The sequence below is a fragment of the Terriglobus roseus genome (genome assembly GCF_900102185.1).
GTDB lineage: Bacteria > Acidobacteriota > Terriglobia > Terriglobales > Acidobacteriaceae > Terriglobus > Terriglobus roseus_A.
Genome location: NZ_LT629690.1, coordinates 2351443 through 2376498 on the forward strand (window position 1 = coordinate 2351443; position 25056 = coordinate 2376498).

General features: G+C 57.4%; 16 protein-coding genes. 11 read left to right on the forward strand and 5 right to left on the reverse strand.

Features of this window, described 5'->3' with window-relative positions:
- Nucleotides 1–4: 4 nt before the first annotated feature.
- On the forward strand, nt 5–1888 hold the full coding sequence (glmS, locus tag BLT38_RS09865; RefSeq protein ID WP_083345019.1) for a glutamine--fructose-6-phosphate transaminase (isomerizing): 1884 nt from the start codon (nt 5–7) through the stop codon (nt 1886–1888).
- Nucleotides 1889–2092: 204 nt separating this feature from the next.
- On the opposite strand, the gene BLT38_RS09870 is transcribed toward glmS, so the two are convergent.
- Nucleotides 2093–5629: a TonB-dependent receptor gene (locus BLT38_RS09870; protein WP_083345020.1), complete on the reverse strand. Its 3537-nt coding sequence runs from the start codon at nt 5627–5629 to the stop codon at nt 2093–2095.
- Nucleotides 5630–5848: 219 nt separating this feature from the next.
- The gene (locus BLT38_RS09875) at nt 5849–8209 is read right to left on the reverse strand and encodes a transglycosylase SLT domain-containing protein (protein ID WP_231966853.1); all 2361 of its coding nucleotides are present in this window, start codon (nt 8207–8209) and stop codon (nt 5849–5851) included.
- Between the two features lie 275 nt (nt 8210–8484).
- Here BLT38_RS09875 and BLT38_RS09880 point away from each other — a divergent pair, with 275 nt between their 5' ends.
- From BLT38_RS09880 to BLT38_RS09925, 10 genes are all read left to right on the forward strand, one after another.
- On the forward strand, nt 8485–9327 hold the full coding sequence (locus tag BLT38_RS09880) for a hypothetical protein (protein WP_083345021.1): 843 nt from the start codon (nt 8485–8487) through the stop codon (nt 9325–9327).
- 438 nt (nt 9328–9765) lie between these two features.
- Complete coding sequence (locus BLT38_RS09885) at nt 9766–12231, forward strand: ribonucleoside-diphosphate reductase subunit alpha (RefSeq protein WP_083345022.1); 2466 nt, start codon at nt 9766–9768, stop codon at nt 12229–12231.
- A 194-nt stretch (nt 12232–12425) separates the two neighbouring features.
- The gene (locus BLT38_RS09890; protein ID WP_083345023.1) at nt 12426–13472 is read left to right on the forward strand and encodes a ribonucleotide-diphosphate reductase subunit beta; all 1047 of its coding nucleotides are present in this window, start codon (nt 12426–12428) and stop codon (nt 13470–13472) included.
- 85 nt (nt 13473–13557) lie between these two features.
- Complete coding sequence (locus BLT38_RS09895) at nt 13558–14196, forward strand: helix-turn-helix domain-containing protein (protein ID WP_083345024.1); 639 nt, start codon at nt 13558–13560, stop codon at nt 14194–14196.
- 56 nt (nt 14197–14252) lie between these two features.
- A complete protein-coding gene (pabB, locus tag BLT38_RS09900; RefSeq protein ID WP_231966854.1) occupies nt 14253–16130 on the forward strand; it encodes an aminodeoxychorismate synthase component I in 1878 nt (625 codons plus the stop codon).
- Between the two features lie 126 nt (nt 16131–16256).
- Entirely contained in the window at nt 16257–17039 is a 783-nt protein-coding gene (locus tag BLT38_RS09905) for a ZIP family metal transporter (protein ID WP_083345026.1), read from the forward strand.
- Nucleotides 17040–17169: 130 nt separating this feature from the next.
- Complete coding sequence (locus tag BLT38_RS09910) at nt 17170–19500, forward strand: arylsulfatase (protein WP_083345027.1); 2331 nt, start codon at nt 17170–17172, stop codon at nt 19498–19500.
- Between the two features lie 432 nt (nt 19501–19932).
- On the forward strand, nt 19933–20154 hold the full coding sequence (rpmB, locus tag BLT38_RS09915) for a 50S ribosomal protein L28 (protein ID WP_083345028.1): 222 nt from the start codon (nt 19933–19935) through the stop codon (nt 20152–20154).
- Nucleotides 20155–20163: 9 nt separating this feature from the next.
- Nucleotides 20164–20316, forward strand: a complete 153-nt coding sequence (rpmG, locus tag BLT38_RS09920; RefSeq protein ID WP_083345029.1) for a 50S ribosomal protein L33 — start codon at nt 20164–20166, stop codon at nt 20314–20316.
- 276 nt (nt 20317–20592) lie between these two features.
- Nucleotides 20593–21459: a hypothetical protein gene (locus BLT38_RS09925; protein ID WP_083345030.1), complete on the forward strand. Its 867-nt coding sequence runs from the start codon at nt 20593–20595 to the stop codon at nt 21457–21459.
- Nucleotides 21460–21615: 156 nt separating this feature from the next.
- Here BLT38_RS09925 and BLT38_RS09930 read toward each other — a convergent pair whose 3' ends face one another.
- From BLT38_RS09930 to BLT38_RS09940, 3 genes are all read right to left on the reverse strand, one after another.
- Entirely contained in the window at nt 21616–22878 is a 1263-nt protein-coding gene (locus BLT38_RS09930; protein WP_083345031.1) for a pyridoxal phosphate-dependent aminotransferase, read from the reverse strand.
- A gap of 500 nt (nt 22879–23378) precedes the next feature.
- Entirely contained in the window at nt 23379–23909 is a 531-nt protein-coding gene (locus BLT38_RS09935; protein ID WP_231966855.1) for a hypothetical protein, read from the reverse strand.
- Between the two features lie 115 nt (nt 23910–24024).
- Entirely contained in the window at nt 24025–24936 is a 912-nt protein-coding gene (locus BLT38_RS09940; protein WP_172838219.1) for a SphA family protein, read from the reverse strand.
- Between the last annotated feature and the right edge of the window lie 120 nt (nt 24937–25056).

A 25056-nucleotide genomic window follows, 5' to 3' on the forward strand; every position in this document is an offset into this window, starting at 1 on the left:
AGCTATGTGCGGAATCGTGGGTTACATCGGTACCAAACCAGTAGTTCCAGTCATCCTGAATGGACTGAAGCGGCTGGAATATCGCGGTTACGACTCGGCTGGCATCGCGCTGGGTGGAGGGGAGAGTGGACTCTCCATCCGGCGCGCTTCGGGCAAGCTTCGCAACCTCGAAGCTCTGCTTGCAGATGATCCTCTACGTGGTGATTACGGCATCGGTCACACGCGCTGGGCAACGCATGGCCGTCCGTCTGAGACCAATGCGCACCCGCATCGTGACTGCTCAGGCTCGCTCGTCGTGGTCCACAACGGGATCATTGAGAACTACCGTGCGCTGAAAGAAGAACTCTCCGCACAGGGCCATGTCTTCCTGACCGAGACTGACACCGAGATCATCGCTCATCTCATCGAAGAGGAAAACACCGTTGCGCGTTGCAACGAGGATATTGATATCCCGTTGGAAGAAGCCGTGCGCCGTGCAGTGCTCAAACTCACAGGTGCATTCGCCATCGGCGTCATCTCGCATGAAGACCCGGGCAAGCTGGTCGCAGCGCGCAGCGGACCTCCCGCCATCGTCGGCTTTGGCGATAACGAATACTTCCTCGCCTCTGACGTTCCGGGTATCCTGCATTACACCCGCGAGATCGTCTTCCTTCAGGACGGTGACCTTGCCGTTCTGACAAAGTCCGGCGTCCGCTTCTCCAACTTCGAAGGAAAGCCCATCGTCCGATCGCCGCAGCATATCTCGTGGGATCCGGCACAGGCAGAAAAGAACGGCTACGCACACTTCATGCTCAAAGAGATTTACGAGCAGCCCCGTGCCGTGCGTGACACGCTTGCAGGTCGACTCTGCAATGCATCCGGTGTCATTGAACTGCCTGAGATCAACGTAAGCCCCGAGACATTCCAATCGGCACAGCGAGTCCTTATCGCATCCTGCGGCACCAGCTGGCATGCAGGTCTTGCTGCAAAGTTCCTTTTGGAACGCATGGCCCGCATCCCCGTGGAAGTGGATTACGCCAGCGAATTCCGGTATCGCGATCCGCTCGTAAGCGGCAGCGACATCGGTTTGCTCATCAGCCAGTCCGGTGAAACCGCAGACACGCTCGCCGCACAGGCAGAGATGATTGCAAAAGGCTCGCAGACCGTAGCTATCTGCAACGTAGTCGGAGCTGCGCTTACTCGCAAGGCCGTCGGCACCATCACGACCAATGCGGGGCCGGAAATTGGCGTGGCCAGCACCAAGGCATTCACCGCACAACTGGCTGCATTGCTCGCATTCAGCTTGTACGCAGCGCAGAGCCGCGGAACCATGACTCCCGAAGAGATCCAGGCACTGTCGCAAGACCTGCTGAAGCTTCCGGCACTCATGGAGACCGCACTCCGTTCCTGCCAGCCCGTTTGCGAATCTCTTGCAGAGATCTTTGCGAACGCAAGCGACTTCCTCTTCCTGGGACGTGGCATCCACTACCCCATCGCTCTGGAAGGCGCGTTAAAACTGAAGGAAATCAGCTACGTTCACGCAGAAGGCTATCCCGCAGGCGAGATGAAGCACGGACCCAACGCGCTTGTCGATGAGACACTGCCCGTCGTCTGCGTAGCCACCAAAGACATTCACGATCCCACCAGCGTACTGAAGTACGAAAAGACCCTAAGCAACATTCAAGAGGTCACTGCACGCGGTGGACGTGTGATCGCGATCGCTGTGGAGGGCGATAACGAGATCGCGAAGCTGGTCGAGCACACCATCTATGTGCCGCAGGCTCGCGAAGTACTACTGCCGCTGATTGAAGTAATTCCGCTGCAACTGCTCGCTTACCACATCGCGGTAAAGCGCGGTTGCGACGTAGATCAACCAAGGAACCTCGCAAAGAGCGTCACGGTTGAATAAGTTCACCGCGCGTGGGGAGTGCAGCGTGCAACAACGCTGCACTCCCCACATTTTTTGTGCGCGGATTCAGATGCATCGAACGACACACAAAGAATGATCCGCACAAAGTAGAGATCGTGGATCACGCGGCAAAGCATTCAGCGAAACACAAAAGAGCGGCATGTCATCTGACATGCCGCTCCTGTTTGTACGGGCAAGTAGGTTTTAGAACAGAATTCGACCACCCACCTGAATGATGCGGTTATCACCACCCGTTCCGGTTACCTTGCCAAAGTTCGCGTTGTTCATGGTAGCCGTTGGAGTGCCAAGGTTGGTCAGGTTAAACACGTTGCGGAACTCACCGCGCAGCTGAAAGCGCAGCTCGTGATAGATGCTGAAGTCGCGGAACAGCGATGCATCCACGTTCCGATACCCCGGTGCATCAAGCGTGTACGGACGCGTATTGCCAAGCAGATTCAACGGCCCAAGTCCTGGGCAGCCACTGGTACCGGTGATGCAATACGCACTCGTATCAAACCACTGGTTCATCGCGGTCACACGCGATCCATTGTTTGGCAACACACGCTCAACCTTGCCCGGAACCACGCTGGGACGGTTATTTCCGTTGCCCGAGTTGTAGTTATCCGTGCCCGTGGTCACAGTAAATGGCTGGCCGCTATTCGCCGTCCAGATGGCGGTAATCTTCCATCCATTCAGTGCATTCCGAACGAAGAAGTTATAGCTGCTGAAGTAATCCGGCTCCCACACAAACGACGCCGTCATCATATGGCGACGATCCTGATCCGAACGCTGCCGATACTCTAGCTGCGGATAGTTCGCGTCCAGAAACACGCCATTCGTACTTCCCGTGCTGTCCAGGAAGTTCGACTGCAGCGTCTTGCTCCACGAGTAGTAACCGCGAGCACTGATGTGCTTTACGATTCGCTGCTCGACCGATACCTGCAAACCGTTGTAATTCGAGTTCTGATTCGAACGGATGATCCACACATTGCTGTAGATCGGGTTCGCCGCAGAAGCTCCATACATGGCATTTAGAGGACGGCGGTTATTCACTGTTCCACTGGTATTGGCATAAGCGCATGTAAGTGCCGTATTCGTGCAGCTTGCACCACTACCACCCGTCGAATTGATATTGAACACCGGCCCGTTAATGTCGTTGTAGATGGGCGACTTGCGGTTATACGAACCCACAAAGTTGATCGACACCGCAGTGTTGCGCAGCAACTGGTGCTGCACGCCGAAGTTCACCTGCATGGCATACGGCCAGCGGAAGTTCGGATCGAACGCCACCACCTGGTTCAGTGGCAGGAACGTAGCCGTCTTGGTCGCGTAATTGAACACCAGGCCCGGATATGGATTCGTGCCTGACGGGAATTCTGTCGGATCGTTCTGATACGGATGCGTCAGCGAATTCACCTTCGCATAGCCGCTGTTACGCACGGCATACGGAGCATAGTTCGATGGATACTCCCACATGTTGCCGGAGATACCGCCGAAGAACAGACCCGCCGCTCCATGGAAAACCGTCTTGCCGTTGCCCATCGGATCGTAGGCAAATCCAACACGCGGCGACACATGGTTCATCGGCGAGAACACGCCGCCCTTCGGCACTCCCGGATCGCCTGGGAACAACATGCCAACAGGAGCAAGGTTCGATCCTGGTTTGCCCAGAATGCTCGCATTAAATGCATGCGACTGCACTCCAGGCGTGAAGTTCGTCTGCATCCTCTGCGGATCGGTCGGTGCCTGCTGGAAGTCATACCGGACGCCAAGGTTCAATGTCAGGTTCGGAAGGATCTTCCAGTCATCCTGCGCAAACAAACCGTAGCTATACCAGCTGGCGTTCGCATACAGTGGGGTGTCTTGGCCCATGCTTGCTGGGATACCCGCCATGAAATCAGACGTTGCATTGCCCGTCCGTTGGCCAATAGCCGTGCTGAAAGTGAAGGTTCCGTAGTTATTCAACAATGTCTGTTGGAAGTCCTTCTCCAGCCCCGCTTCACCACCCAGATAGAGTGAGTGCTTGCCAAGCGTTGTGCTGAATACATCACGAAGGCCATACACATTCGCGCCAGCCTTAGGTCCGGTAATAGCTTGTGCAAGAGTAAAGGGCATCACACCCCCTACCGAGATATTCGGGCGAGACGGTGTTCCCACTACGCCCAGGTCGGAGCCGAAGGCGGCCAGCGTGGAGGCGGGATTTGCTGTACGGCCACCGTACTGTCTTGTGTATGTAACCCAGAACTGATTGATTGATCGATTGCTGATCGTCCACGTATCCGCAATGCTGGCATTCTGCTGTTTGTTCTTATAGTCCGAATAGGTCCACTGCTGCGTGAAGGAATTATTATTCGTAGCGCCAGAGGTTACATTGGGCGAGATACGAACTCTGTAGTTCAGCAGAAAGTAAGAAAGTGTAAGGCGATGTGATTTAGATATTTGGTGGTCTGTCTTGCCAAGGTATTCCTCATTCTGCTCAGGAAGAGGAGCACGTGTCCTGTAAATATATGGCGTATCACCAAACGCAGCGGGCTGTCTGGGACCAAGATTCGCCTTGAGCCACTTCACAATATTGACAGCGGTGGGATCGACAGCTGGCAGCCTATTGCCCGCGTAGGGCGTCGAAGTCGTCGATGCGGCACCAGTCGTAGGCGAATAAATCGTCGGACGGCATACAAGGAAGTGAACTGCAGTATTCGCGGCAGTGGTTGGGTTAGACGTGCAGCTTGCCTGCTCCCCTGACGTGGGCAGGTTTTCGGAGAAGTCGCCGGCCATTTGGGCATCGCTTGGCAATGCACCCATAAAGTTTCCGCTCTGGATAAAGCGGAATCCGCCAAAGCTCGCAAAGAAGAAATCCTTATCCTTACGAATGGGTCCGCCGAGCGTAGCGCCGAAACGATGCTGGTTATATGCATTTTTTACGCTTGAGTTATGCGCGTTCGCATTGAAGTTACGATCGCGGAAGAATTCGAATACGGAGCCATGGAACTTGTTCGTACCACTCTTGGTCACGATGCTGACCACGGCTGAAGAATAACGACCCAACTGCGCGCTGTAGTTATTGGTGACCACATTGAACTGGTTCACCGCATCTGGATTCGGCACTTGGTTACCGGTATTACGCAGGCCCGTCATATTCAACGTGCCATCCAGGTAATACGAAGTCTGACCCACAATGCTATCCGGCGCGCCGTTCACAATCACGTGCAGTTCCTGGTAGCCCAGGTTGTTCACCGTCTGCACGTTCTGAACACCCGGCACCAACTGCAGCAGACGAGTCACATCACGGTTGACCAGCGGAAGGTTATCAATCTCGCGATTCTCCACCGTGTTTCCCAGCGTAGAGTTCGCCAGATTCACAAGCGGTGTGTCCGCTGTCACTTCCACTGTCTCTGCGCCGCCGCCCGCCGTAACGGTCAGCTTCAGTTCAGCAGACTCAAGCACGCTCAGGGTTACGCCAGTCTGTTCCAGCGTCTTGAAACCTGGAGCATTGACGACAACCTTGTACGAACCTACCGGAAGGAATTCCTGGCGGTAGCTACCGTCGGCCTTCGTCTGAAAGGTACGTGTAAAGTTCGTCTGTGTATTCGTCAGCGTGATCGACGCATTAGGAACAACGGCGCCGTCCGCATCCACCACCGTACCGGAAAGAGTCGCGGTACTGAGCTGGGCAGAAGCAGACAGCGTGCATGCCAATGACAGCACACATGCAGCAATTGGGATTCGTGACCGATTCGTCATCTGGGTATTTCCTCCGGAAGCGCTTCCCATCACGAAAGCGATTCCGAATTCGGAACCGTTTCCATTCGCGATGGTTGGACCACGGAATATAAACAGATTTTCGAAAAGCTTTGCAACAGGTTATGTGCGGAAATCTGTCACTTTGTCGCTATTTGCGGCGAAAAGGTCCACTGAAACGTTTCAGCATCGGTGAGACCTGTCCTACACGTTTCGGAAACGCTACCGATAAAGCTGTCGGTACATCTCCCGATTGCGCAGAATGCTCTGCACGTACTCGCGTGTCTCCGTATACGGAATCGACTCCACAAACTCCGGCAGGTCCTTGTAATTCCCTTCACCCACCCAGTTCCGCACCGGCACATCGCCAGCGTTATACGCTGCCAGCGCGTACTCCGGCGTGTTGTTCCACCGACCCAGCACCTCACGCAGATTCATCGTGCCCAGCTTCAGATTGGTCGACGGATTCAGAAGCATCGGCGCGGTGAACTTCTTAATCCCCGCACGCTTCGCTTCCTGCTTGCCAACGCCGGGCAGCAACTGCATCAATCCCATCGCATTCGCACGCGAGATCGCGCCCGGATTAAACTCGCTCTCCTGGCGGATCAGCGAAGCCACCAAATAAGGATCAAGCCCCTGCGCCTCTGCGCTGGCCGTCAGGTCGCTCCAATAAGGACGCGGAAACAGCAGCGTCCAATACTCAGTCGGCACTTCGCTCACTGGCAACGTATACAAACCGGAACCGCTGCGCTTCACCGCCTGCAACGCGCGCACGTTCTCGCCATAGCTGGAGTAGATCTCAGCTTCCGCCAGCGCGCCCCACTGCGACGCCGTTCCACTCGCCTGAATCTCAGGCCCGATGTATTCATTCAGCGCGGCATTCGCCAGCAGCCGTGCCTTAATCAGATGCGGATCATTCTCCGGCAACGCTGCCACCAGCGTCGGCGCCGGCGGTGTCTTCACATAACCCAACGCATCCGCAGGTGTCGTCAGCGTCTGCGTTCCCATCTGCTGCAACTGCTGCCGCGCCAAATTGGCATAGTAGTAGTTGCGATAGGTATTTGAGAGCACCGTGAAGTAGTTCGCAGCCTGCGCCGGATTCTTCTCAACATCACGCAGCAAACGGCCGCGCCAATACAGCGCAGTAGGCACTTCCTGTCCTAAGGGGAAGCGCATGATCTGCTCATCCATCAGGCGTGCAGCCTCTGGATAGTTCCGCAAACGGTAGTTCAACCAAGCCGACCGCCAGTGCGCACTCGGCGCATAGGTGCTGTTCGGAAACATCTCAAACAGCTTCCCGTAGTGCGCAACCGCCTGCGTCGAGTCCCGTTTGATCAGATACATATTGCCGCCGGAATACAGCGCCTCTTCCAGCCAACGACTCTTCGGGAAGCGCTGCTCCATCTGCTGCAAAATCGACGCGTGCCCCGCGGTATCGCCTTCGTTACGCGAAATCTCCGCCAGGATATAAAGCTTCAGAGCTGCACTGTCATCGCCCGTATCCGGCAGCTTCTCTGCATCACGCCGCGAAAGATGCTTCAACTTCAAATCGCAAACTGCACCATAGATGTCCAACGCATCACGATCCGCCTGCGACAGCGATGGATCATTCTTAATCGCGTCGTACTCCGCGCCCGCCTCGCCATAGCGCTTCGCATTGAATAGCGCATCCGCATGCAGCTTGCGCTCACCCGCCGTGGGGCCAGCATTCAGTTGCTGCAGCGCCAAACGCGACTGCTGCGCTTCAGGCGAAAACGGCAACCGCACAAAGATCTGCCGATAGATCGACACCGCAGCGGCCGTATCACCAGCCATCTGGTGCGCCTTCGCCTCAGTAATCAGATAGTCAGCACTCTGCGCCTTCGGCTGCCCCATCAGAATCGCCAATGCCCGTAGCGCGTTATTCGCATCGTTATTTAAGAGATAAGCATTCGCCAGCGTCACCGGCGCACTCGCCACAAAGATGCTCGCCGGATACTTCTGCGCAAAATTCGTCAGCAGAGTAATGGCCGTAGAAGCATCACGATTATTCAGCGCCGACTGCGCCGCAAGATAATCGGCATAATCACGCAGCGCACTTCCCTGCGCCGCAGCTTGTTTGTATGCACTTACTGAATCGCCATAGCGACGATCCGCGGCATACGCATGTCCCATCGCCAGATACGCTGCTGCAGCACCTTCTCCCGGATGCGCGCCCGCATAGTTCTGTACACCGGCAAACGCGGCCGTCGAACGTCCAGCAGCCAACTGCTGCGCCATCGGTCGCAGCGTCGAGCTCTCAACAAACGCAGTATGCAGTGTCTTCGACTGAACGGTCGGCTCCGAGACCACACGAGTCGTCTTCGCATGCGTTCCACTTTTCAGCGCATGGCTACTCGAAGCCTTGCTGCTCTTCGCATGACTCGTGGTGGACTTGCTCTTCGCAGTCGAACTCGTCTTTGCCGAGCTATGTGTCGACGAGGCAGTCGAGTGCGTTGCCTTTTTCTTCTGCGCCGCGGCATGCACCGCGTCCGCAAACACCAAAGGCAAAGACAAAACCGCAACAGCGGCCAAAGCAGAACCGGATCGGAAGAAAACCCTCACGTTACCACTCTAGGATGCAGAAGCCTCTTCGAGCCTCAACCCACACAATTTGGACGAACCAAGCAAGGTAACGACCCGCAATTCCGCTCTTGTGGTTTTGCCTCAAGGGTTTATCTCGCGCGCACCCATCGCGTTTCGATTACACAGCCCGAGTCGCCATTTCGCGTCACGCGATTTGAAGAACAATCCCCGAGCAAAGGCCCTTTGGTACAGTGGGGGAGTTTTGCCCCTTCAATAACATCAAAAAAAATCTGGTAGGAGTTAAAAGTTCCCCCATGTCTCAGTCGTACGTTAATAAAGTCGTCTACGGAAAAGCTCTCTCAGTTCTGGCACTCGCGCTTAGCCTGGCGCCCGCTTCCTTCGCGCAAGATGCTGTTGTTACAGCCCTGAAGCAGAAGTACCGCCTCTCCGAGATCAACTCGCAGGGAGTCGTCGCAAACCCTGGAACTGTATTGACGATTGAGGCAGACGGCATCAATGCCGAGCCCTACCCCACCATGATCACGTTCGAGAATCCGGTAGTAGACGGGCAGGTGAAGCAACGTTCCAAGGGCCTCGGCTTCCTCAAGAGCTCGAACCTGCAGATCCTACAGCCAGGCCAGAAGGTGTACATCACCAAGATCAATGACAGCTCCGACGCCAAAGAAGATTCGCTGAAGGTCACCATCCTGACCACCGACGCTGTTCTGGCCACATTCGGCAGTGGATACGGCCAGTACCGCACTTCCAAGCGCTACTCCACCACACTGGCATTCAAGCTCCCCGCCGGAACCCTTGCTCACATGTCCCCGGAAGACGCCGCAAAAACGATCGAAGCAGTCCTCTCCGTAAATCAGGGAGATCAGGTGCGTGCGCGCGATTCCGGTACCGTTGCGCGCTCATGCGAACCGCATTGTGCTGTTTCCACCACCACAGGCACCGTCGTCGGCAACGCAGTGGTCGCGCCCACCGCACCTGCAGCCGCTGCCCCAACCATCGGCCTCGGACAAACTCCGGAACAGGTAACCGCCATCCTGGGCGCGCCAAGCCAGATCATCGACCTCGGCGCAAAGAAGATTTACAAGTATCCCGACATGAAGATCATCTTCACCGGCGGCAAAGTCAGCGACGTGCAGTAGCTCTCCCGGCCTAATTACCGGCAGTATTCAGGGCACTTTCGCAAGAGAGTGCCCTGAATGCTTTCTGCAGGAATCCACACCCCAATCGCTAAAAAAATCAAGCCTAATTTCCCACCATCATTTCCACCTCACACAGGCGTAAAGTGAAATTTCGGTAGCTGTTCGGGCAACCTTTGTGAAACCACAAGAGCCCGCCACCGACCTGCACATCTGCCCTACATCTTGTGCTTGCGCCCACCCTCTGGGCAAGCTACAGTGTTCCTACTTCAGATGTCGCGCCACCCGCGTATGCCAAACAAGGCGCGCGCCTGGCGAAAAGAAAGCGTAAAATGGAAGGGGAGGCGGAAGCCCCTTTCGCACGAAATACAGGAGTCGCGCGCCCCCAAGAAACGCGACTCAGAACGGCGTCCATGCGGGCGCAAAAGCAAGGAGCCCCCATTGGCGACAACGGCACAAACAAGCCTCTCTGATATCACTCCCGGATTCCCCGTCCGTGACGAAACCCCTGTCATGCACGTGAAGAAGCGCAACGGCTCGCTAGAAGCCGTGGACGTAAACAAGATCGTCCGTGCTGTGCAGCGTTCGTCGCAGAGCCTTCCGCACGTCGATGCCATGCGCATCGCCTCCAAGACCATCGGCGGCTTGTACGACGGCGCCACCACGCGCGAGCTGGACGCCATCTCCATTGACACCGCGGCGTCGCTCATCGCGGAAGAGCCGCAGTACTCCAAGCTGGCCGCACGCCTGCTCCTGGCCACCATCTTGAAGGAAGTCGCCGGGCAGAACCTGCACTCCTTCTCGCAGTCCATTGAGTACGGTTTCCAGCAGGGCGTCGTTGGCCCCGCCGTGGCAGAGTTCGTCTCCGTCCACGCCCGCAAGCTGAACCACGCCATCGACGAGAACTTCTCGGACCGCTTCGAGTACTTCGGCCTGCGCACCGTGTATGACCGCTATCTGCTCCGCGATCCCCTCTCGCGCAAGGTCATTGAAACGCCGCAGCACTTCTTCCTGCGCGTGGCTTGTGGTCTGGCCGGTACGCCGCACGAAGCCATCGAGTTCTATCAGCTCATCGCCGCGCACGACTACATGCCGTCGTCGCCCACGCTCTTCAACAGCGGCACTAAGCATCCGCAGATGTCCAGCTGCTACCTGCACGATTCCCCGCAGGACTCGCTGGAATCCATCTACGACTCCTATAAGGACGTCGCTCTGCTGTCCAAGTTCTCCGGCGGCATCGGCCTCGCCTTCCATCGCGTCCGCAGCGAAGGTTCGCTCATCCGTGCAACGAACGGCCTCAGCAACGGCATCATCCCGTGGCTGCGCACGCTGGATTCGTCCGTTGCTGCCGTGAACCAGGGCGGCAAGCGCAAGGGCGCATGCTGCGTTTACCTGGAACCGTGGCACGCCGACATCGAAAGCTTCCTCGAACTCCGCGAAAACACCGGCGATCTTTCCCGTCGTACCTACAACCTGAATACCGCCAACTGGATCCCCGACCTCTTCATGAAGCGCGTGGACGAGGACGGCATGTGGTCGCTCTTCGATCCCAAGCTCGTTCCCAACTTCCCCGACCTCTACGGCGAAGAGTTTGAGCAGGCATACCTGCAGGCAGAAGAAGGCAAGATCTACCACCGCCAGGTGAAGGCACGCGACCTCTACGCCCGCATGATGCGTTCGCTCGCAGAAACCGGCAACGGCTGGATGACCTTCAAGGACGCCTGCAACGTCAAGAACAACCAGACCGGCGCACCCGGCAACGTGATCCATCTGTCGAACCTCTGCACAGAGATCACGGAAGTCACCAGCAAGGACGAAACCGCGGTCTGCAACCTGGGTTCCGTCAACCTGGGCCGCCACGTCAAGCTCGACGAAAACAACAACGTCGTCTTCGACTTCGAAAAGCTGGCCAACACCGTGCGCATCGCCGTGCCCATGTTGGACCGTGTCATCGACATCAACTTCTACCCCGTGCAGCAGGCCGCCAAGGCAAACAGCCGCTGGCGCCCTGTGGGTCTAGGTGTCATGGGTTTGCAGGACGTCTTCTTCCAGATGCGTCTTCCCTTTGACTCGCCCGAAGCACAGGCGCTGTCCACCAAAATTCAGGAAGAGATCTACTACTACGCCATGCTGGCCACCACGGAGCTTGCCGAAAAGAACGGCGCACACGCCAGCTTCGACGAAACCCGTCTCGCCCATGGCCAGTTCCAGTTCGATCTCTGGAAGGTCACGCCCTCTGAACCGGCACGTTGGGACGCGCTGCGTGAGCGCATCCTGAAGACCGGCGTACGCAACTCGCTGGTCATCGCGATTGCCCCCACCGCCACCATCGCTTCCATCGTCGGCTGCTACGAGTGCATCGAGCCGCAGATCAGCAACCTCTTCAAGCGCGAAACCCTCTCAGGCGAGTTCCTGCAGGTGAATCGCTATCTCATCAACGAGCTCAAAGCACTCGGCATGTGGAATGAAGAGATGCGCATGAAGCTCAAGATGAGCGAGGGTTCCGTCCAGAACATCGAAGAACTCACCGACGAGCTCAAGGCCATCTATCGCACCGTCTGGGAAGTCCCCATGCGTTCGCTCATTGACATGGCCGCGGCACGTAACGCGTACATCGATCAGGCGCAGTCGCTGAACCTCTTCAGCGAGTCGCCCAACATCGGCCGCCTCTCCTCCATGTACATGCACGCTTGGAAGAAGGGCCTCAAGACCACCTACTACCTGCGCTCGCGCCCCGCAACGAAGATTGCCAAGGCCACCGTGCAAAAGGGCTCCATGGTCGCAGCCACGCCGTCGCAGCAGTTGCAGAACGTCCCGGTGCCCACACCGGAACAGCAGCCGCTTGACGCCTCCGCTGCCATCGCCTGCTCTCTCGAAAACCCAGAGAGCTGCGAAGCCTGCCAGTAATCCGAGGGCGCTCCGTTCTTTCAACCGGAGCGCCTCCTCTTTAGTTCGTCATCCTGAGCGGAGCGCAGCGAAGTCGAAGGACCTGCATTCCCTTCACTCAGCCCGAAAACTTCCATCGTCCACGAGACACACTCAGCCGACGACACATTGCGAAGCAATGTCGAGAACAGTACGAAGTACCAGGAGAACCACCGATGTCCACCGAAACCCTCACGCACGGATCATCCGTTGCCGTTCCCGACACCATCCTCGATCCGGGCCTATGCCTCACGCTACGCCCCATGAAGTACCCGCAGTTCTACGACATGTTCCGCGACGGCATTAAGAACACGTGGACCGTGGAAGAAGTCGACTTCTCCACCGACCTGGTCGATCTGCGTGCCAAGATCACACCGGCTGAAATCCACACGATCAAGCGTCTCGTCGCCTTCTTCGCGACTGGAGATTCTATCGTGTCGAATAACCTCGTGCTCAACCTCTACAAGCACATCAATTCGCCGGAAGCGCGTCTATATCTCTCGCGCCAGCTCTACGAAGAGGCCGTGCACGTGCAGTTCTACCTCACGCTGCTCGACAACTACGTTCCCGACCCCAACGAGCGCGCTGAGGCCTTCGCCGCCGTTGAGAACATCCCCTCCATCAACAAAAAAGCCGACTTCTGCATGAAGTGGATGGACAGCATCCAGCAGCTCGACCACCTGTCCACCAAGGCAGACCGTCGCAACTTCCTGCTGAACCTCATCTGCTTCGCTGCCTGCATTGAAGGCCTGTTCTTCTTCGCAGCCTTCGCATATGTCTACTTCTTCCGCAGCAAGGGCCTGCTCCACGGCCTCGCCTCGGGCACCAACTGGGTCTTCCGCGACGAGAGCTGCCACATCGAATTTGCCTTCGAAGTCGTTCGCGTCGTCCGCGAGCAGGAACCCGACCTCTGGGACGCTCAGCTTGAAGACCAGATCCGCGAAATGATGGCCGAAGCCATTGACGCCGAAGCCCAGTTTGCAGAAGACCTGCTCTCCGGCGGCGTCGCCGGTCTCTCCGTCCGCGACATGCGCGCTTACCTCGGCTACGTGGCTGACTCCCGCCTCGTTCGCCTCGGCATCGAGCCGCACTTCAAGACGAAGAACCCCTTTTCCTTCATGGAACTGCAGGACGTGCAGGAGCTCACCAACTTCTTCGAGCGTCGCGTCTCCGCCTACCAGACCGCCGTCGGCGGCGAGGTTGCCTTCGAAGACGACTTCTAAACCACATCGCCCTCACAAATCACAAACGACAGAAGCTGCCACTTCCGGGCAGCTTCTGTCGTTTGCTTGACATCGAACATTACATATGAATGTCGATGAAGACAAACAATCCGACTCCGACTTCGATGTAGTCGATCCCACCCAGGCAGAGGCTGTCATCGAACAGAAGTCCCTTGGCGAGCGCATCCGTCGCCTGCGCATGAAGCGCTCCATGGGCCTTGTAGAACTCGGCAAAAAAACAGACCTCTCTGCATCCTTTCTCTCCCAGCTTGAAACCGGTCGCGTCGTTCCCACCGTACGCAACCTCGCCCGCATCGCCATGGCCTTCCAGAAGGACCTCTCCTACTTCTTCCGCGACGAAGCCCCCATCACCTTCCGCATCCTTCGCCGCCAGGAACGCGTCCGTCTGCAACGCAGCACAAACGCCAACGCAAACTTCGTCACAGACAGTCTCTCCGCCCTCATCTCTGACGGCAGCATGCACCCCTGCATCGCAGACTTCCGCGCCTCCGGTGAAGAGATCACCTTCCAGCCTCGCCCCTTCGAAGGCGTCGAATTCACACTCGTCATGGAAGGCCGCCTGACCCTCGTCTCAGAAAACGAAACGCGCACGCTGGAAACCGGCGACGTCGCATGGATCGACGCCGTCCGCCGCCGTCGCTACACCTGCGAGGCAGGCCAGACCGCACGCGCCATGTTCATCACCCGACACCGCCGCAACTAACCTGCATCTGCAAGACCCACACCACAACAAACCCCTATCTGCGAGACACTGAAGAGGTGTCCGCATCTTCAAATCCGTGGTCGCCACTCCCTTCTGCATGGCGCACCCGCGCGTTCGCAAATCCCGGCAGCATCCTGCTCGAATCCTCGTTGCCCTCCGCCACGGAGCACACCTCGCTGCTCTTTGAAGACCCCATCGAAATCCTCACGGCCAACACGCCGAACGATCTCCCCACACTCTTCGCAGCTCTCGAAGCCGCATCGCAAAACGGCCATTGGGTCGCCGGATGGATGGCCTACGAAGCAGGCGCACACTTCCTCCAACTCCCCCCGCGCGCCACGTCAGGCCCCATCGCCATCTTCGGCATCTATCGCCAACCGCAAGCCTTCGATCACACCGCGCAACACGAACGTGAAACAACACCACAAACCCAGCCACTACAACTAGCGCTGATGCCCACCATCACGCCAGCGCAATACACAGCAGCCATCAACCGCATCCAGCGATGGATCGCCGCAGGCGACACCTACCAGGTCAACTTCACCAACCCACTCACCTCACCCTGCACACACACACCGCAGCAGGTATACGACGCCCTGCACGCGCAACAGCCATGCAGCTTCGGCGCCATCCTCAACCTGCTCCCCAACAGCACCATCCTCTCCTTCTCACCCGAGCTTTTCTTCAACGTCGACGCCGCAGGCAACATCGCCACACGCCCCATGAAAGGCACATCTCCGCGCAGCGCCAACGCCGAAGAAGACCAAGCGCTAGCCGAAGCCCTGCAACACGACGAAAAGAATCGCGCCGAACACGTCATGATCGTCGATCTCCTGCGCAACGACATGAACCGCATCTGCCGCATCGGCAGCGTTCACGCAGCCAGCCTCTTCGACATCGAAAGCCTCCCCACGGTTCACCAGATGACCTCCACCATCCGCGGACAGTTGCCAGCGAAAACACCGTGGTCCGAAGTCTTCCGCGCACTCTTCCCCGGAGGCTCCATCACCGGCGCGCCCAAGCGCCACACCGTCGAACTCATTCAAAAACTCGAAGCATCCCCACGCGGCGTCTACACCGGAGCCATCGGCTATTTCGCACCCGACCGCAGCGCCTGCTTCAACATCGCCATCCGCACCGCCGTCCTTGAAAACAACACACTCACACTCGGCGCAGGCGGAGGCATCGTCGCAGACTCCACAGCCGCCTCCGAATACCGCGAGATGCTGCTCAAAGCCTCATTCGTGCAGCGCGCATCGCAACCCATCCAACTCATCGAAACCATGCGCGCGGAGACCAACAACATCGCGCTCCTGCAACATCATCTGCAACGCCTGCAATCCTCAGCAGAAGCACTCGGCTTCACCTGCAACACCAGGCAGATCGAAGCCAGCATCCACGCAGCCATCAACAAAACAACACCACAACGCGTGCGCCTCCTGCTGCACCGCAACGGCGAAACAGAAATCACCCTCGCTCCAGCACCCGCATGGCCGCAGCAACTGCGCCTTCGCCTAAGCCACCAACAAACACGCGCAGACAGCCCACACCTGCGCCACAAAACCACCTTCCGCCCCGAATACCAGCCAGAGCTCGAAGCCGCACTCACCAACGGCTTCCACGACACACTCTTCCTCAACACCGCAGGCGAAGTAACAGAAAGCTGCATCGCCACACTGCTCGCAAAGATCGACGACCACTGGTTCACACCACCGCTCTACAGCGGTGTCCTCCCCGGCGTCTATCGCGAACAACTCATCGCCACCGGCCTGCTCACAGAGCGCACCATCACCCTCGACGACCTGCGCAACGCCACATCCATCGCGCTCTGCAATGCCCTGCGAGGCATCGCCCCCGTCACTTCCCTGCAACTTCCCGACGGCGAAATCATCCATTGGAAGTCCCCCTCGGACCTGCCATCCCTCCCTGCGTGATAGAACCGAAAGGGCAACATTCTTAAGCACAACGCTTAAGCAGAACGCCCAAAGCAAAACGAACGACCCCGCGCCCTGAGCCTCTGAACAACTACAGGCCCGGCGCAAGTACGAAAGGAAAGTTTTTTGGAAGCAGCAATCGCAGTCGCCGCCATTCAGGCCATCGCCATCGCCGCGGCCCTGTGGCTCAGCGCACGCCATCGCCTGCTCGATCGCGGCCTGCCTTACCTCGTCTCGCTCGCGGTCGGCGTTCTTCTTGCGACAGCATTGCTGCACATCCTTCCGGACTCCATTGAGACGCTCGGCAACACACCCGCGCTCTGGCTCGTCTTCGCTGGAACGCTCTTCGCCATGTTCTGCTTCGAGCGCATCTTCGCCACGGTCACAGGCCACCCTGTAGAAACACCCGCCGCAGGCGAATCCGATTGCGGTCCGCACCACCACCACGGCTCGCGCCCGCTCTCGCTTATCTTCGGTGGCACACTGCACAGCTTCGTCGATGGCGTAGCCGTCGCCGCTGCCTTCCACACCGGCCGACGCATCGGTTGGCTCACCGCCGTCGCCATCACCCTGCATGAAGTCCCGCATCGCATGGGCGACTACGCCTTGCTCACGCACCTCAAGGTAGGCCGAGGCCGCGCCATCCGCCTCATCACCATCGTCGGCGTCGCAGCGCTGCTCGGCGTGGCACTCGTCCTCGCGGCAGGCCATCTGCAGCTCGGCGGAGCAGTCTCCGCAACAGACTGGCTACTCCCCATCAGCGCCGCCAGCTTCGTCTACATCGCCATGGTCAACCTCATGCCGGAACTCGCCAGCGAAGCCACCCTCAGCGGCGTCCTCCTGCAACTCCTAAGCATGCTCGGCGGAGCCACCCTCGTGGCCCTCATCATCCGCCTCCCCGGCGCATAACCCATAACGACCACCAAAAGTGATCGCCACTTGAAGTAAGTGGCTAGCCTTGTCGCGCTCGCCTGTAAAAACCATCAGTTGTTCGTTGAAATACGGACCGCTAGCGTTTCCGTGAAGGGACGGAAACCCAATGGCGACATCGAAGACGAAAGCAAGCGCGACTCCTGAACCGGCAGTTGCAGGCACCCCGAACATCCTTCCTCGACCTGACTTTCATTTCCCCGGCGAAATCGGCCGCACCTATCTCGACTCCGATCCCGCGCAATTCCCCAAGCCCGTGCAAGCGCCCGAAGGCGCGCCAAACATTCTGCTCATCCTGATTGACGACTGCGGCTTCGGTGAGTTCGGCACCTTCGGCGGAGGAATCCCCTCGCCCACCATGGATCGTCTTGCTGCGGAAGGTCTTCGCTACAACCGCTTTCACACCACCGCTCTTTGCAGCCCTTCCCGCGCAGCGATGATTACCGGTCGCAATCATCACTCCGCTGCCTTTGCAGGCATCACTGAGATTGCCACCGGCTACGACGGCTACACCTGCATCCTGCCAAAGAGTTGCGGCAGTGTTGGTGAGGTCCTCCGTCAGAACGGATACATGACCGCATGGGTCGGCAAGAATCACAACACACCCACATGGGAGACCAGTGCCGTAGGGCCATTCGACCGTTGGGCCAATGGTCTTGGCTTCGACTACTTCTATGGCTTTAACGCAGGTTCCATGGATCACTGGGAGCCCATACTTTACGAGAACCGCAACCTGGTTCCGCGCTCCACAGATCCCAATTACCACCTCACCGTAGACATTGCGGATAAATCCATTGCTTGGGTCAGGCAGGCCACAAGCATTGCCCCCACTCGCCCCTTCTTTCTCTACGTTGCGCCGGGCGCCACGCATGCTCCGCACCACGTCCCCAAGGATTGGATCGATAAGTTCAAAGGCCAGTTCGATGAGGGCTGGGACAAATACCGCGAACAAACACTCGCGCGCCAAAAGAAACTTGGCGTCGTTCCTAAGGACACCAAACTCACCGAACGCTCCAAAGGTCTTCCTGCGTGGGACTCCCTCAATGCAGATCAGAAGCGCCTCTACGCGCACATGATGGAAGTCTTTGCAGCATATGCCGCACACTGCGACCACGAGCTTGGTCGCGTAGTCGATGCCGTAAAGCAACTCCCCGGCGCTGACAACACGTTGATCATCTACATTGCCGGCGACAACGGATCAAGCGCTGAAGGCGGCCTGGAAGGTTCCATCAGCGACAACATGTTCTTCAACGGCTTCGCTGAGAAGTGGCAAGACAACATCAAGGTCATTGATGAATTAGGTGGCCCGAAGCACTTCAACCACTTCCCTGCCTCATGGGCGCACGCCATGAACGCACCTTTCCAGTGGACCAAGCAGGTCGCCAGTCACTTCGGTGGCACGCGGAACCCGATGATCGTCTCATGGCCCGCCCGTATCAAAGATAAAGGCGGTGTGCGGTCGCAGTTCCTTCACATCATCGATATCGTCCCAACGATTTACGAGGTATGCGGTATCACGCCTCCACGTGAATTGAATGGTGTGCAGCAGCGACCCATTGAAGGTGTAAGCTTCGTCTCCACATTTGGCGATGCAAAAGCCGAAGCTGTTCGCAAGACGCAGTACTTCGAACTCGCATGCAATCGCGGTCTTTATCACGACGGATGGATGGCTTCCTCTCCTTCGTTCGTGCCCTGGGAGCCAAATCGTGGCGGCTGGGATTTAGATAAAGCTCCGTGGGAGCTCTACAACATCGAAGAGGATTTTTCGCAGGCCAACGACCTGGCTGAAAAGTACCCTGACAAGCTGAGACAACTACAGGACCTGTGGTGGGTTGAAGCCTCGAAATACAACGTCATGCCGCTTGATTGGCGCGGTACCGTCCGCATGGATGGAGAGGCCATGGGGCGTCCAAGCCTGACCGCCGGACGCAACAAGATGACCTACTATCCCGGCACCATCGGGCTCCCCGATGCTGCGTCGCCGTCCATGATCAACAAATCGTGGACCATCAGCGCAGACATCGAACTGCTCGACGACAAGACGAGCGGCATGGTTGTCACTCACGGTGGATTCGAAGGTGGCTATGGCCTTTACCTTCGCGACAATGTTCCAACCTTCGTCTACAACGTGCTGGTTGATCGTCCGACATTTACAGCGAAGGCTCCGCTCCCCAAAGGCAAAACAAAACTTGTCGTGGATTTCGCTTACGACGGTGGCGGCAAGGGCAAGGGTGGAAAGATCACCATGTCCGCCAACGGAAAGAAAGTAGCCGAAGGCCGCATCGAGAGAACCATCCCGATTCGTTTCACGATGAACGAAGGTCTGGATATAGGTTGCGACATCGGTTCGCCCGTCGACTTCACCTACGAGATGCCCTTCGTCTTCACCGGCAAGATCGAAAAAGTAACCATCGAACTCCAGCCCAAAGCCACCGCTTAGAAATCAAGCGATGATGATCTTGCTTTCCTTCTGACGGCTAGTCGCCAATCTCGCCGTCAGCGGCTTGACACGATCCTGTCAAGCCCCACACCGACTCAACCTCAACAAACCACAAGAAATAGAGTTGGCATGGTATTTCCGCCAACGCTCTAGAATAGAAACAGCAGAGAAAAGGGCCGCGTCCAAGCGCGACCCTAACTCGTTTAGAAAGACGATTTTGCCCCTAAACCCAATGGGCAGACGATTTTGCAGCCACCCAAGCCGTAACCCCAATAGAAAGACGATTTTAGAAAAACAGGGGGGAGGGGAGGTATACCACGCACCCCATCAGATTCCACAAACTTCATTGCAGAATTCCGTGCAAATCTGGTCAAAATCTGACATAATCGTAGGGTTGGTCTGAAACATCGGACCCGGCATCAGGAGATCGTCATGGCAAAGGTATGCCCCATCACCGGCAAGCGTCCGATGAGCGGAAATAAAGTGTCGCACGCGAACAACAAGACGCGTCGTCGCTGGGAGCCGAACCTTCAGTGGAAGCGCATCTGGGTTCCCTCCGAGAAGAAGTTTGTGCGTATGCGTGTTTCAGCACGTGGTCTGCGCACCATTAACAAGATCGGCGTTGAGGCCGCTCTGCTCCAGGCGAAGGGATAACACACAAACATGCGTACCCTCATTAAGCTCGTCTCCTCTGCTGGCACCGGCCACTTCTACACCACCAGCAAGAACCCCAAGACCACCAGCGCCAAGCTGGAGTTCAAGAAGTACGATCCGGTCGTGCGCAAGCACGTTCCCTACCGCGAAGCCAAGATCTAACTGCTCTTCGCTACTCGTACCAGGAAACTGATGCCGCGAAACCGAATGGTTCGCGGCATTCGTGTTTCTACCTCAGCTCTGCTCCGAGATCGCCAACACTCATAACGACGACCGTCATCCTGGCCAGTCGCAATGCCCGCGCAAACAGACAGGTTGCCCCTGACCAACCGGAAATACTGCACCACCAAGGCGACACAAGCTGCCAGTTTGCATCTCACGGTAATGACACCGCGCTATCCCCCAGCACGAAGCGGTTGGTTCAGGAGGTCCTTTCGGATGCGAGCATCTGTCCGTTCCCTTGCACTCTGCGCCACACTTTCCATCGGCCTGCTTGCAGGCTGCCATTCGAACGATGCCAGTGCAACTGGCGCAACCACAGTCCGCGTGCCCGACGGCACCACACAGGTCATACCTGCTGGCCAGGCACTTCCTGTCGGCTCCACTGTCGTAGCAGTTGGCAACGGCAGCGCTCCCATCTCCCCCGCAACCGGAACACCGGTGAACCCAACCACGGGAGCGCCCGCACCGGCTGCAACCACGGCAGCTCCCGCACCTGCCATGACTCCCGCTGCCCCGGTAACCACTGCCGCTGCACCCGTCCTTCCAGCCCCGGAGACAGCCCCCACTCCCCCACCGGCACCAGCACCACTGGTAGTCCCCTCCGGCATCACCGTGACCATCCGCACCACCGAGTCCCTCTCGGCAGAACATAGCGGTGGAGTAGGAACGCCGTTCACCGGCTCCCTCAACAACGCCATCGTCGTCAAGGGTGTCACGGCCTTCCCGCGTGGTACTGCGGTCAAGGGCGAGATCACCAGCGCCAAGGGCCGCGGACGCATCAAGGGCGAAGGTAACCTCGGCATTGCTCTCACCGCCATTGGAAGCCACAGCGTACAGACCAGCGAATACGTTGCAACGGCCAAGGGTCGCGGCAAGCGCTCCGCAGGCTTCATCGGCGGTGGCGCAGGTGCTGGTGCCCTCATCGGTGGATTGGCTGGCGGCGGCAAGGGTGCACTCATCGGCGGTCTGGCTGGCGCTGGCGCTGGTACAGCAGCCGGTGCCTATACGGGCAGCCGCGACGTCACCATCCCCGCGGAGAGCGTAGTCAGCTTCACCCTCCGCTCCTCCATCAAGGTGCGCTAACACAGCCCACTTGACACGGCGGCAACGCCCACAACCCTCCCCCAATCACAAGGGCCACCCACCGGGTGGCCCTTGTCTCTATTGAAAATTACTGAAAAGAAGAAGCCCCGACGCTGCAATCGTCGGGGCTTCTTCTATCACCTGCGATCAGCAGGGTTACGCACGATCAAGCTCGTGCGGAATGTCGTACTCGTGCAGCATCGCGTGCGCCACAGTAGGCTCGTTCATCACCTTGTGGAACGCCACCTGGAACTTCTTCATCTCGTCCGGCGTGCCGACAGTGACGCGAACGTAGGTAGGCATGATCGGCCACACACGGCCAATTGCCACCTTCTCCGTCATCATCATCTTCTGCACTTCCATACCCGGGCGCTTCACGTCCACCATGAACATGTTCGCCTGGGCCCCCGGTACAAAGCTGTAGTTATTCTTCTGAAGGAACGCGAGCGTATCGTCCAGAACATCGCGGTTGATCTTGCGGCGCAACGGCACCAGATTCGGATCGGTCAAGCTAGCGGCAGCGGCGGAGGCCGAGGTCAGCGAGATGGAGCCGATCTGACGGTTGTTCACCGTGACATTCTCGAACCGTGCCAGCAGGTCAGGACGACCGAAGGCAAAGCCTGCGCGAACGCCGGCCATACCGTAGATCTTCGAGAACGTGCGAAGCACGATAATGTCCTGATCCTGAGCGACTAGATCCAGAACCGAATCCTGATTGGAGAAGTGGTGGTAGGCCTCATCCACGATCACGACAGAACCGGCGGGCTTATTCTTCACCAGCCACACGATGTCTTCTTTGGGAGTGATGGTGCCGGTGGGATTGTTGGGGTTCACAATGTAGTAGGCACCGGGCTTGGGGTCGGCAGCCAACATCGCCTTCACGTCATACTTGTAGGTCGTCTTGTCGAGCGGGATCATATGACACTTGGCTTTACAAGTGGCTGCAGCGCGGAAGCCCTGCTCATACGAAGGATCGCCAACAACGAGCGGCTTGTCGGGACCGATGTTGGAATACAGCGCGAGATCCAGCGGACCACCCGAACCCGGATAGACGCGGACATAACCCGGCTTGAGCTGGAACTGATCGCTGATAGCCTTCGTCATTGCAGACGAATATTCGCGATCATAACGACCACCCTTCTTGGCAGCAGCACTGATCGCTTCCAAAGCGACGGGAGCCGGTCCAAGCGGATTTTCGTTTGAGGAAATGATCACGGTGTCAGCAGCCATTGGCATGCGCATGCCACCACGCTGACGGCCGTTCGGGCCATCTACCGGAGCCTGTGCAGCAGCCTGCTGGCTCATGGCCTTTGCAAACGACGGCATCGCTGCAGCTGCAGCCGATGCGATACCCGCGTTACGAACGAACGAACGGCGGGAAAAGTACTGCTGGGCGGAAGCGAAGTTCTTCAAATCCATTACGAGTCTCCTCAGGATGAACTGCGGTATTCGAATCGGAGGTACGAGTTGGCTAAGCCAACGCGGCTCTGCGTTTGCAAAGAAAACCTGTGTTTGAAGCGGACTCCGACACACAGGACGGCTGATTTGTATGTCGATGTGTAATCACAATAGCGTGAATCCGGCGATTCGTGGAGAGGGTTTTCTAAAAAATTTTCTGGAAAGTTCACTTTCCTTACAAAATGGCGCGGGGCTTCATCGCAGACTGCCAATCTTTCGCGGCAAATTCCACGACTGCTTCCTCGCCCTAGCGAGTGTGCATGTAGTTGATTTCACTGAACAATTCAATACGTAGAAGCGCGCTTCTACGCACTGCGCAGACGTCGCCAGTCGCATACAGTCGCGCGGCAATCTGGCGCTGCTGAAAATAACTTAGTTTGGTATCCAAACCATCTCAATCGAGCAACACAAGCAGCGCGACACGTTTTGCATCCTTTGGAACACAGCAGAAGCCGTTTCCGTTAGGGAACATTCGTCGGTGGATTTTGATTCAGCTTTTCGTACCATCGCTGCGGCCGAACAAACAGGACCAGCTCTCCCGGAGCGATGCGTACAGCAACATCACCACAGGTATTCTCAGCTGCCGTTCCCTTCGCTGCGATATCCGCTAGGTTGTAACCAATCGGTGGGCTGTAACGCTGCGCATGGCGGCAATCCACTGCACCATCGCTGCGCACGAGGATGCGCACAGGCTGTCCAACGGGAGCAGGCATCAGCGCAACGCCACGCCCATTCGTCGCCAGGATGTAGCCGCTTCCAGATGGTTCGTCGTACCACAGCTTCACGTGTCCGCCCGCGACAGGACTACCGTTTCGGCCGTCGAGCAACCGGATGCGGAAGGAATGGGAATCCTGCGCAGTATTGTCTGAAGCTGGAGCAGTGGTGGACGATTCTGGTGCGGGAGCCACGGCGATACCGCCGGAGGCTCCTGTCTGCTGCTGCGCATGAGCGAGCACAACCATTCCCAACGCGATCGTCGCCAACAACTTCACTGCCTACTCCCGTCCACACATGTGGATGCATGTACGACTCTATCGCGTTGCGAGAGACGGCAACGTGAGCAGCAGAATTCGCGAACAGAGTGAGGAGTAGATTCGTTGCGATGCGCTATTTGGAAGGCTTTGGTGGAGTCATCTTGAGATACGTGATGCTGAAGACAACCACCTGCCCCGATGTTCGTAACTGCACGCCGTACTGCTGTTCAAAACGAACGTCGTAAGCAAGCCTGTGTTTGATGTCAGTAAACTTCCACTCGCCGCCAGCACCAAATCCACGATCGCGATATCCCTGCGTCAATGAACCCACCGCAGACCCGCTATCGGCAGAAAGCTTCTGCGAGGCATAGCCGACAAAGCCAGCGTTCATCTGGTACTTGAAGAAGCGACGGCCGAAGCTGTATTCGGCATTGAAGATTGGGCCCGGCTTAAGGTCCTCACCCAACTTGGAATGATTGAACTCCCATATGGTTAACGCGGACGCATTCCAGAGTTTCTTCTTATCCAGGCTGAGTGACATGCCTCCCGAAACCTGGTGTTCCCAGAAACCCAGTCCAGGATTCAAAGCGGAATTCGGATCGAAGTCGCCAGTGGGCGCATAGAACGCGTAGTTCAACGTGTAATTCGCTGCGCCTTTAGCCCATCCAAGATTCACAGGCTCGAACAAGATGTCTGATATTCCTGCGGACTGCGCGGACTTGTTAAACAGATTGGAATTGAAACGAGTGTTCAATACCGGAACCATAAACGCCAGACCATACTCACCTCCCAAAATTTTCTTTTGCGAGGTATAGCTGAACGCCGTGATGGCACCACCTACATTGATGTCTGGCCGCACTACCGTTCCGCCATTGGGTCCCTTAATACTGTTCACAGGTTCGACCAGGCCGAATTCTGCTGCATAAAATCCTGGAGGCGCGGATGTGCCGTTATCCAACCCGCTGAAGCCGCCAATATAGTGACCAAGTGTTTGCGCCGCTGCGCATGGTGCAACCACCAGCATCGCCAATACAGCAGCTCTCACAAATGCATTCTTCCTCGGCAATGATCCGTCTCGATGCATCTCCAACCCTCTGCCCCACAGCAGACCGCGCCTCGCATTTTGAAACAACTGTCAGTTCCTGCAGGTGCGCCATTACAATCC